Here is an 11,783-nt window from a genome sequence, read left to right as displayed (position 1 = left end):
CAGTGAGCAAAAAAATTATTGAATCATTACGGTGAACCAAAGTATACATCTACATCAGCCTGAGCCAAAGAATATATGTATAAAATAGAAAATGATGACTTTTAAAATATAAAGTTGTAGTAGATACATTGTAAAAATAAACTTAAATTGCTCAAATACTTTTCAATAATATCAAGATATATATTAAATCGAAAGTGATTATATAGTACCAAAGCAAATATGGTACTAATTCCAGATTATACAGGAAAAGATAAAGAATTTTTTATACTAGTGACATCATTAAAGCAAGTAAGATTATTCCTTTTTTAGTCAAATTCTTGTGGTTTGATAAATTTATTGATTAATTATTATAAATAAAGATTGAAAAGCTTTAAGAAGGGTAAGATTTTAAACTAAGAGACTTGGAGCTCTTGTCAATTAAGATAATGAGCAAGTGAGCTCGTTAAGTTAAAGATGAGCTGAGGTAAAGTTTACCTGCTCATCTTTTTCTATTTGGAGGCTAAATATATGAAAAAAATATTATTAACAGGCGCTTCGGGATATATCGGTAGTCACTTAATGAATAAATTAAAAGATAACTATGAAATTATAGCTATTTCTAGAAATATAGAAAATAAATCAAATGAACAAAATGTTACTTGGAAGGCAGCTGACTTGTTTGATTTAAATGAAATTACTGAGGTAATGGAGGATATTGATATCGCTATATATCTTGTCCATTCTATGATGCCTTCAGCTAAGTTGACGCAGGCGAGCTTTGAAGATATGGATGCATTATTAGCTGATAATTTTGCTAAAGCCGCAAGTTATAACAAAGTTCAGCATATTGTATTTATGAGTGGTTTGATACCTAATACAAATGAATTATCACCACATTTAAGAAGCCGTTTAGAATGCGAACAGATTTTAGGATCATATGGTGTACCAGTAAGTACTTTAAGAGCTGGTTTGATTATAGGCTCTAAAGGAAGTTCTTACCCTATATTAAAAAAATTAGTAGAAAGATTACCTGGCCTGTTACTACCAAAATAGGCTTATAATACAACATTGCCAGTTGCAATAGACGACGTGATTGACGGTTTATATAAAATTGTAGAGCGTAATCCAAATGAGAACGAATCGATAGATATTGGTCGACCTAGTCATATGACTTATAAAGATCTATTCAAGCAAACTGCAGAGGTACTAGATAAACAATTACCTACGATAGATTTGCCTATTATTCCCATTTGGCTAAGTAAATATTGGGTGAAACTTATTTCAGGTGTTCCAAAAGAAATGGTCTATCCGTTAATGGATAGCTTAATTCATGATATGATTAGAAATGATGAAAATATTGTGAAAGACATTTCTATAGGCAAGATTGATTATAAGGAAAGTGTGCGTAATGCCTTGGAAGAAGAAACTAAGACACAAAAGAAAGGGAAGTCATCACGTAAGGGCGATATTAAAGATTTTAGAGCAATATCAAGGGTAGTCTTACCTAAAGATGTAAATATGATTCAATTGGCAGAATCATATGCAAATTTTTTAAATAGAATTACATTAAATGTCGTTAATAGTGATTTTAACGAAGATAACTTTACGATTAGTGTGCCGTGTTTAAATAAGGACTTACTATTATTAAGGAAAGATTTTAAAGCTTCTAATAATGAGAGAATTTTATATCGAATTGTTGGTGGAGATTTCGCTTCAGATTCAGATGGTGGTAATGCGAGATTAGAGTTTAGAAGATTACCTAATAGTGACGCATGTATCATAGCGTTACAAGAATATGAACCGACGTTACCTTGGCGGGTATATAAGTATACTCAAGCAAAAGTACATAAAAGTGTAATGAATCTTTTTAAATTCAAGATTAATAGCCAAAAAACTAATAAAGGAGAATACTTTAATATGAAGAAGTTTATTTTGCCAATTGTTATTACAGGTGCAATTGTTTTGAAAGTATATGGAGTGAAAAAGTATTTAGCTAGAAAAAATAACATGTCCAATGCCGAATTGTAACGACTAAAATAAAGGCTAGTTCCTTTTACAAAAAAAGAGGGGATCAACTATGAAAGCAAACGAGATAATTAAAACAATTATAAAAGTTATAACACCAATTACAGGTGGTAAATTTATAGGGAAATTTGCAGTGAAAAATGCGAGAAAAGATTATAAAAATAATGTTAAACCACCTTTTTCACCACCCGGCTATGTCTTTCCAATTGTGTGGCCAATACTTTATACAACGATGGGCGTAGCTTATGCATTAGTGACTAATAAATCTACTAGTAAGGCTTTGAAAGGTGCTTATTACTCACAATTAAGCCTGAATTATCTATGGTCGATATTATACTTCAAATATAAATTACGCTTTAGTGCGTTGATAGAGAGTGTTGTATTACTGGGCGCAGTAGTTACAACAACTGTAAAATTTTTCAATGTAAAAAAAGTTGCTGGCATTTTACTAGTTCCATATATGCTTTGGAGCGCTTTTGCTACTTATTTAACAGCTGGTAATTGGTATTTAAATAAAGATACCCCAAGCTATACAGCTAAATCTGAGCATTAAATTGATGAAAAAGATTATATATATTGCGCTATATTGGTTTATAGTTCAAATGATTATTGCTCAACTTGGTACTCGTATTAGTTATAAGTTCTTAGAAAAAGATAATAAGTATTTTCGAAGTTGGAATATTGAACAAGAGGGTCAATTATGGCAACAATTAGTTAAAGTGCAATATTGGAAAGATCATTTGCCAGACGGTCAAAATCTTAACCCTAATATCAGTAGTAAAGCGACTTTCGATCTATCTAAAAATATGAATGATATACAGCGATTTATATTAGAAACTAGACGTGCAGAGGTGGTTCATCTGCTATCCATATTTCCTGTTATTGCGTTTTTTAAAGCGTCAAAAAGTGTTAAAATGATTAATTTTATATATGTCATTATAGCTAATGTGCCTTGTATGATTGTTCAGCGCTATAATCGCCCTAAGTTAATACGTATTTATAATAAATTACAAAAAAGAAAAGGTGATTAAATGGGAAATAAGAAAGTGGTTGTCATAGGAGGTGGCTTGGGAGGGATTGCTAGCGCAATTTGTATGGCTCAAGCAGGCTATCAAGTGGATTTATATGAACAAAATAAGCATATCGGTGGAAAGGTAAATAGGTTAGACATAGATGACTATGGATTTGATCTCGGTCCATCAATTTTAACCATGCCTAAAGTATTTCAACGCTTATTTCAACGATGTGATGAAAGGCTAGAAGATTATGTTAGCATTCGTAAGTTAAGTTTACAGATTAGAAACGTTTATCCAGATGGCCAAATTTTAGATTTATATGAATCCATGGAAGATATGTTAACAAATAATGAATCGTTAACAAATAAAGATATAGAGCAACTTTCTTCGTTTTTTAGTTACGCACAAAAGATACATCAAGTTGCTGAAAAAAGCTACTTTGGTAAGGGATTAGATACGATGTTTGCAATTATTCGTTATCATGGTCCGTTTTCAGCTTTAAAGCAATTTGATTATTTTCATACAATGCAACAAGCCATTAATAAAAGGGTGGATAACCCATATTTAAGAGAAATGCTAGGTTATTTCATAAAATATGTAGGTTCCTCCTCTTATGATGCTCCGGCTGTATTGAGTTTATTACCTCAAATGCAACATGAGGAAGGTTTGTGGTACGTAGATGGTGGCATTCATAAGTTAGCGGAAGCGATGGAACAATTAGCGAGAAAATTAGGTGTGGGCATACATTTTAACACCCCCGTAAAACGTATCAATTATAATAGTCAAAATAAGGTGACAGGGATAACAATAAAAAGTAATGAGGAAATATATGCAGATTATATTATATCTAATATGGAAGTAATCCCTGTTTATAAATATTTATTGAATTTTGATGCAAAGCAAATAAACAAATTGGAACGTAAATTTGAGCCAGCTAGTTCAGGTTATGTCATGCATCTTGGTGTGGACAAAAGTTATCCAGAGCTTCAACATCATAACTTTTTCTTTTCAAGTAATCCTAAAGTTAATTATGATCAAGTTTTTCACCAGTATGTTTTGCCTGAAGATCCGACTATTTATGTAGTGAATACAAATAAAACAGATAAGACACAGGCGCCAGAAGGACACGAGAATATAAAAATATTGCCACACATACCATACATTCAGAATAAGTCATTTAGTGAAGCAGAATATCTGCAATTCCGAGAACGTATATTGAATAAATTAGAGTCTATGGGCTTAAAAGATTTGAGAAGGCACATTGTATATGAAGATATATGGACGCCACATGACATTGAAAATAACTATAATTCTAATAAAGGAGCTATATATGGCGTAGTTTCTAATAAGAAGAAAAATAAAGGTTTCAAGTTTCCTAAAAAAAGTCAGTACTTCAAAAATTTGTACTTTGTAGGTGGTTCTGTAAATCCTGGTGCTGGTATGCCTATGGTTACTTTGAGTGGTATGCAAGTAGCAGAAGCTATTATTAATGGAGAAAGTAGTTGAGGCTGAATGATACTTTATATAATAGCAATAGTATTGACGATACTATCACTAATAAGTGGAATGTGTATGTATGCGCGTCGAGCGATTATAAATAACTCCGGAAAAGGAAGAGGTCAGACAGCCGTCAGTGTTATTGTACCTGCTAGAAATGAAGCGGAGAACTTACCTAAATTACTTAACAGTATAAGTAAAGAGCAAGAAATAGAAGTAATTGTTATGGATGATGGTTCAACTGATGAGACACAAGTTGTCGCTAGATATTATGGTGCGAGCGTATATACTGTTGAAAATGATACTACATGGCAAGGTAAGTCACATGCTTGTTGGCAAGGTAGCAAATATGCAACGCATGATTTATTAATGTTTGTTGATGCTGATGTTCAGTTTGCTTGTGATGATAGTATTCAAAATATAGCCAATCAATATGATTTACAAGGTGATAAAGGTTTGTTGTCAATACAACCTTATCACAAGATAAAAAAGCTATATGAAAATATATCGGCGATTTTTAATTTAATGACAATCGTAGGTATGAATCAATTTTCGATCACGAAATCAGCAAATAATGAGCAAGGCGCGTTTGGACCAGTCCTTGTGACAAATAAGCAAGATTATAAATTGACACAAGGACATTTGAAAGCTAAAAATCAAATCATTGAAGGCTTTGCAATAAGTAAAGCATATAATCAGCAAGGTTTGCCAGTTAGTTTGCATGAAGGCCAAGGTGTAGTGAATTTTAGAATGTATGCTCAAGGATATAAAGCGCTATTAGAGGGTTGGAGTAAACACTTTGCACTTGGCTCTCAAGTAACTAAAAAGTCTACGCTTACGTTTGTATTTTTATGGCTATTTGGTTCACTTACAACAGTTTTAGCGATAATTTTTTCAATTAATTTAGGCTCGTTATATATATTATTAGCTATTACTCTATATTTTATATATGCGATACAATTTCATATATTTATCCGAAGAACAGGAAATTTTAATATCGTTGCGAGTTTATGTCATCCACTGCTCTTCATATGCTTTGTCGTGATATTTTTTAAATCATGGTTAGATATCAATGTATTCAAACGTATATATTGGAAAGGCCGTAGAATAGATTTATAGGTTAGTTTTTTATACAAATGTCAAGAAGTTCTAGGTTTACTGAGGAGGCCAATAAAGGAATCAATTAGAGAGAGATTATAACTATTGTCACAATATAATGAAAGAACATTCAAAAACGTTCTCATATGCCTTTGATTTTTTGGATTTAAAAAGGAAAAAAGCAATTTGGGCTATTTATGCAGTTTGCAGAATTATAGATGACAGTATTGATAAATACAAAGACCTTGAGCAATTAAACGGCATAGCTAGAGATTTAGATGTGATTTATAGCGATTGTGATTATATTCAAGCCTATCAAAGTGATGCAGCTATTATGAATGCTTTAAGTAATACATTGAATACATATTCAATACCTAAAAAACCTTGAATTGTTAACTCCTATATTAACTTCATCAAATGAAAATAATTTCGAGCAAGCTGAAGAAGCTGCGATTGCTTTAGGCAAGGCAATGCAAATAACTAATATTTTAAGAGATGTCGGCGAAGATTTTCAAAATGGAAGAATTTATCTAAGTGTTGAAAAATTAGCTCAATATCGAGTTAATCTACATTCTATATATTATGAAGGAGTTACGCCAAATTATATAGAACTGTGGGAAAGTTACGCTACAGAGGCAGTTAGGTTATATGATATTGCATTAAACGGTATTAATTATTTTGACGAAGAGGTACGTTACATTATCGAATTAGCTGCGATAGCTTATCATGAAATACTTGTGGAAGTAAGGAAGGCAAACTATACGTTGCATAAGAAAGTATATGTAAGCAAATTGAAAAAAATGAAAATTTATCGTGAACTTAGTGCGAAATATAATAGGAGTGAAACATTATGAAGATTGCAGTTATAGGCGGCGGTGTTTCAGGTTTAGCTGCAGCTTCAAGATTAGCAGCAAACGGTCACCAAGTAGATTTATATGAAAAGAACCAACAAATAGGTGGCAGGATGAATCAGATCAAGCAAGATGGATTTACATTTGATATGGGACCAACCATCGTAATGATGCCTGAGATTTATCGAGACGTTTTTAATTATGCTCAAAAAAATATGAATGATTACTTGGAAATTAAACAATTATCACATATATATGATGTTTATTTTAGTGAAACAGATCAAATTCGCGTTCCTACAGATCTTGCTCAATTAAGAGATATGCTTGAAAGTATTGAATCTAACTCTACACATGGTTTTATGTCCTTTTTAACAGATATATACGAAAGATACGAAATAGCACGAAAATATTTTCTAGAACGTACGTTTAGGAAACCTACAGATTTTTATAATCCTTTTACTATATATCAAGGTATGAAACTCAAAACATTTGATAAAGCAGATAATTTAATTGAAAAATATGTTGATAATGAAAAAATCCAAAAGATTTTAGCGTTTCAAACATTATATATAGGTATCGACCCTAAACGAAGCCCGTCATTGTATTCAATTATACCCATGATAGAGTTAATGTTTGGTGTTCACTTTATAAAAGGTGGTATGTATAGCTTTGTCAGAGCACTTCAAACGCTAAATGAAGAATTAGATACTCAAATTTATACCAACGCAAACGTTGAAGAAATTATCATTGATGGTAGGTATAAGTGTGCGGAGGGACTAAAAGTAAACGGACATATAGAAAAGTATGACAAAATAATTTGTACTGCTGATTTCCCATATGCTACTTCATCTTTAATTAAAAATGAACATCATCCTAAGAAGTATACGACACAGAAAATTGATAATATGGACTATTCTTGCTCAGCCTTTTTAATGTACATAGGGGTTGATAAAGATTTATCTGAAGATATCTTGTTACATAATGTTATATTTTCAAAGGATTTTGATAATAATATCAATGAAATATTTTCTGGCGAAATATCCCAAGATCCATCAATATATGTATACGCTCCTAGTGTGGAAGATCAGTCGTTAGCGCCAGAAGGTCAAACAGGTATTTATGTGCTGATGCCCGTTTCAGAATTGAAAACAGGTGATACGGATTGGTCTGATGAGTCAACAATCACACAAGTGAAAGATATTATTTACAATAAGCTTTCTACGATTAAAGCGTTAGAAGATTTGAAAAAGCAAGTTGTGACAGAAATTATTTATACACCTAAGGATTTTGAAGGAGATTATAATGCTAAATTTGGAGCAGCCTTTGGTTTAATGCCTACTTTAGCGCAAAGTAACTATTACAGACCGCCTAATGTGAGCAGAGATTACAAAAATTTGTATTTTGCTGGAGCTAGTGTTCATCCAGGGGCAGGAGTGCCAATTGTACTGACGAGTGCTAAAATTACAGTTGATGCTATGTTAGAAGATATTAATAATGGTATATAAAAAGCGGGGGTGGGACAGAAATCAAATTTTCTAATATAGATTTCGTAGTCCCACTCCGGCAAGGGTGACTAGGATTGAAAAAAGCTTGATATAATCGCATTTTCAATTCAGTCACCTACTGCCAAATTGAAAACGAGCCTGAGACATCTATTTATGTCCCAGGCTCGCCTTTTTAACTAATCGAACGTAATGGTTTGTGGTGTGTCTAATTTTTTATCGTTCATAATTTTTATGGATTTTGGTATTACTTTAATTACACACAAGTTTGGATCATCCTTAGAGTCAAAAAAGGACTTATCTTGTTTGTTCCAAATCCAATCAATAGTCTCTTGATCTTTCAGTATTTCAACATTAGCATCAATTTCTAGAAAACTACGATTATTCGTTTCATCGTAACCTATAAGTACATGAGCTTTGGGATTATCTTTCAATTCATCAATTTTTTTAGACTCAATGCTTGTCTTAGTATAAAGTGTGTGTCCATCATTATAAAATATCATGTATCTACTATTAGGTGTATTGTTATGTGCAGTAGATAGGACACCTATTTTTGATGTATTTAATATATTTTCAATTTCATTTTGTAATTGTTCGTTATTCATAATTTAATCACCTCTGATAATAATATACACTGAAGTTGCCTATAATATGTAAGGTATTAAAATTTATTTTATTTTTAAGTGAATTATACAAAAGTTAAAACGGGTATATGATTGAAAACACAATCTTAAGTTAAAGGACAATTATAAAGTGAATTTGTATGAAAAAAGCTAGGAAGCAATAAAATCCATTTAGGAGTCATACTTAACAGAGTTTTTAGAACGAAAGATAATCCACTTTTTCAATATATAGTGAAGCATCAAAATGAGATAAATAAATTGTATTTTATTAGAGGTCGCCAAATGAGAAAACTCGGTACTTGAGTACCGAGATGAATCATTGTCTTGGGCGACCTGCATTGTACTCTGTCAATTGATTTTGAATGTATTGTTCTACAACATCTTTAGACATATTACCAAGTGTCGACATGAAAAAACTGGGTGACCATAAATGCCCATTCCATAGTTGTTTTTTCGTCTCGGGAAATAGTTGAAACCATTCTCTCGCAGAACGTCCTTTGAGCGTCTTAACAATAGAACTTGGGGCATGTTTGGGATTGAAACTTAGTAACATGTGAATATGGTCTGACATCACTTCGATTTCTTGAATAGTGATATCGTAACGATGAGATATATTTTCAAGTATACGTTTCATCTCATTACGCTTTAAATCTGTATCAAAAATTGAAGCACGATACTTAGTCACCCATACAAGATGAAAATTAAAATCATACACATTCGTTCTTGTTTTAACAATCATATGAAACCTCCTATAAACCTTAATTATAGTATTTAATATTGGTTTAAACAAAGTCATATGTTTGTTATCATATAAGTGTAAAAGGAGGTGACACATATGTATAAAGGAATCGAATGTAAACTATATCCAAATCAAAAACAAGCTGAACTTATACAAATGACTTTTGGTCATACACGATTCATTTGGAATCAAATGTTAGGTATGTTAAAAGAACGATATCAAAATAACGCTAACCTTAAAATGCTATCTTATTCAAAACTATCTTCATTAATCCCTCAGTTAAAACGGGAATATCCTTGGTTAAAAGATGTAGACAGTGTCGCTATTCAATGTTCTGTTAAAACATTATCTGATACATTTGACCGTTTCTTTAAAGGGGTTTGTTGCTATCCTAAATTTAAATCAAGAAAACAAACGGTACAGTCTTATTTAAGTACAATAAGAGGGGAGAATATACGTTTTAATGGCAATCAACGTTATGTTAAACTTCCTAAATTAGGTTGGGTTAAGTGTAGAATGAGTGTACCTCATATTGAAAATGAACGTATCAAATCAGTTACTATTAAACAAAAACCAAGTGGTAAGTATATGATGTCTGTTTTAGTTACAAGTGAAAATCAAACTTTACCTAAAACACATCAAACTGTAGGTATAGATTTAGGCGTTTCTGATTTTGCTATTACATCTGACGGTCATAAATATCGTTCTCAAAGGTTGCATTTAAAATACCAAAAACAGTTACATGTTTGGGAAAAAAGAATGGCAAGGCGTCGATTACGTGCCAAAGCTGAAGATAAGTCATTGTCAGAATCAAAAAATTATCAGAAAGCACGTCAACAAGTCGCTCGTATTCATGAAAAAATAGCTCATACGCGTAAAGACTATATTCATAAAATCACGACAGATTTAGTCAAAAACTATGATGTGATTGTCATTGAAGATTTGAAAACATCTAATCTGTTAAAAAATCATCACTTAGCACGTATTATTGCCTCACAATCATGGCATCAATTTAAAATAATATTAAAATATAAATGTGAACGATACGGCAAACAGTTACATTGTGTCAATCCATATAAAACCTCACAATTCTGTTCTAATTGTGGTCATGATAGTGGCAAAAAAACATTAGATATACGCCATTGGCGTTGCTCATCATGTCATACTTTACATGATAGAGATATTAACGCAGCGAAAAATATAAGAAATGTAGGCTTGGGACAAGCCTTAGTCAAATAGCTTAGACCACTGATTTACTTTGAAATAAGTAAATCAAGTCATGAGTGTTCCTAGAAACTCGTTACTTTAGTAACGATGTAGTTCATCATATTAAAATTGGAAAAGATTATCCACAGACTATCGTGAATCATAAAAATAGTAGAGATTATGTTATGGATAAATTTAAGCAATTTTGACATGTCATCCAATAAAAAGGAGTGATTCATTTGTTAAAAAATGAAATACATCGTATTTATTTAGACAAAAATAATAATGAGGTAACTATTAATAGATTTAATGTGACATACCACTATACTATATTAGAACAAATTAATGATTTGCCACAATATGGTTATGCAGTTTTAAACCATTTATATGCTAATCCTGGTTTAGAGGCAGACTTCGAGCGTGTGTTCTTAAATAGAGATAAACATCTAGAGAATACTGAAGGGTTTGAAAATCTATTATTTCTAAAGCCACATAGTACACATGAACATCATGTTATCATTACGTTTTGGCAAGACGAAGCAGCTTACAAACATTGGCAAGAGTCTCAGGAATATAAAACATCCCATAAAAATAGAGGAACCAAACAAGGTGCTGATAAATCTATTGTAAACAGAAACCTATCATTTAATATTAGTTTAGAATTTAAATAACATAATTTTTGAATTAAATGATATTTCTGAAAATATATAGGCGAGTTATTTAAATACTAACTTGCCTATTTTTTAAGCGATATAAAATTTTTAGCAAAATCACTGATAAGCAGACTCATACTATAAATGAGGTTGTATATAACTCACTCTGAAATTGATTGAATATATAGTATCTTTAATAAAATGCAGCTATTGTGGCGTAGAATTTAAGAATTAAAAAATGATTAATATAGTTTGAAAAGACTGAATATAAATACTAGAAGAATAGCCAGTAAATGAGTTTATTATGAATTCATTTACTGGCTTCTTTAAATAATGATCTAGACAATTTGCTTTTCTAGACCTACTTTGAAATACGTTATTTTCTTTAAGCATATTAATATATGACTTGTGTTGATAATGCTAACCTTGGTCAGAGTGTATTGTCATGCGATAATTCAGATGAGATTTTTTAATTAAAACCTTATTTTAAACATCGATGACAAGGTCTAATGTAGGACGTATAGACATCATTTTCAGAATGATATAAATAAATCCATAAATGGAGATAAATCGAAATTATTTATACCCCATTGG

The 11,783-nt window shown here is 31.4% G+C and carries 9 protein-coding genes and 2 pseudogenes; 9 read left to right on the top strand and 2 right to left on the bottom strand.

The annotated features are described in order from the left end of the window. Positions 1 to 507: 507 nt before the first annotated feature. From N524_RS12830 to N524_RS0108645, 7 genes and pseudogenes are all read left to right on the top strand, one after another. Positions 508 to 2,007, top strand: a pseudogene (locus tag N524_RS12830) (NAD-dependent epimerase/dehydratase family protein). Positions 2,008 to 2,056: 49 nt separating this feature from the next. Then, positions 2,057 to 2,557 carry a TspO/MBR family protein gene (locus N524_RS0108670; protein ID WP_029056278.1) on the top strand — a complete coding sequence of 167 codons (501 nt, stop codon included), beginning with the start codon at positions 2,057 to 2,059 and terminating at the stop codon, positions 2,555 to 2,557. A 4-nt stretch (positions 2,558 to 2,561) separates the two neighbouring features. Further along, positions 2,562 to 3,035: a hypothetical protein gene (locus N524_RS0108665; protein WP_037555684.1), complete on the top strand. Its 474-nt coding sequence runs from the start codon at positions 2,562 to 2,564 to the stop codon at positions 3,033 to 3,035. Further along, positions 3,036 to 4,526: a phytoene desaturase family protein gene (locus tag N524_RS0108660; protein WP_029056276.1), complete on the top strand. Its 1,491-nt coding sequence runs from the start codon at positions 3,036 to 3,038 to the stop codon at positions 4,524 to 4,526. It begins immediately after the preceding gene. A 66-nt stretch (positions 4,527 to 4,592) separates the two neighbouring features. Then, entirely contained in the window at positions 4,593 to 5,636 is a 1,044-nt protein-coding gene (locus tag N524_RS0108655; RefSeq protein ID WP_029056275.1) for a glycosyltransferase, read from the top strand. Positions 5,637 to 5,733: 97 nt separating this feature from the next. Next, positions 5,734 to 6,469: pseudogene (locus N524_RS12825) on the top strand (squalene/phytoene synthase family protein). Next, entirely contained in the window at positions 6,466 to 7,971 is a 1,506-nt protein-coding gene (locus N524_RS0108645) for a phytoene desaturase family protein (RefSeq protein ID WP_017636313.1), read from the top strand. The pseudogene N524_RS12825 and the gene N524_RS0108645 overlap by 4 nt, the downstream one beginning before the upstream one ends. A 176-nt stretch (positions 7,972 to 8,147) precedes the next feature. Here the strand turns inward: N524_RS0108645 and N524_RS0108640 are convergent, their stop codons facing one another. Further along, positions 8,148 to 8,573 (bottom strand): pyridoxamine 5'-phosphate oxidase family protein, encoded by a 426-nt coding sequence (locus N524_RS0108640; protein ID WP_017636312.1) that lies wholly within the window; start codon positions 8,571 to 8,573, stop codon positions 8,148 to 8,150. A gap of 334 nt (positions 8,574 to 8,907) precedes the next feature. Then, the gene (gene tnpA, locus N524_RS0108635) at positions 8,908 to 9,354 is read right to left on the bottom strand and encodes an IS200/IS605 family transposase (RefSeq protein WP_372868721.1); all 447 of its coding nucleotides are present in this window, start codon (positions 9,352 to 9,354) and stop codon (positions 8,908 to 8,910) included. Between the two features lie 72 nt (positions 9,355 to 9,426). Here tnpA and N524_RS0108630 point away from each other — a divergent pair, with 72 nt between their 5' ends. Together N524_RS0108630 and N524_RS0108625 are read left to right on the top strand one after the other, a co-directional pair. Continuing rightward, positions 9,427 to 10,569 carry an RNA-guided endonuclease TnpB family protein gene (locus N524_RS0108630; RefSeq protein ID WP_029056273.1) on the top strand — a complete coding sequence of 381 codons (1,143 nt, stop codon included), beginning with the start codon at positions 9,427 to 9,429 and terminating at the stop codon, positions 10,567 to 10,569. 206 nt (positions 10,570 to 10,775) lie between these two features. Further along, positions 10,776 to 11,207, top strand: a complete 432-nt coding sequence (locus N524_RS0108625; RefSeq protein WP_002467540.1) for an antibiotic biosynthesis monooxygenase family protein — start codon at positions 10,776 to 10,778, stop codon at positions 11,205 to 11,207. The last annotated feature ends 576 nt before the right edge of the window (positions 11,208 to 11,783 follow it).

The sequence above is a fragment of the Staphylococcus sp. URHA0057 genome, assembly GCF_000620265.1.
Taxonomy (GTDB): Bacteria; Bacillota; Bacilli; order Staphylococcales; family Staphylococcaceae; genus Staphylococcus; species Staphylococcus pasteuri.
This window is presented reverse-complemented; position numbering and strand designations above follow the sequence as displayed.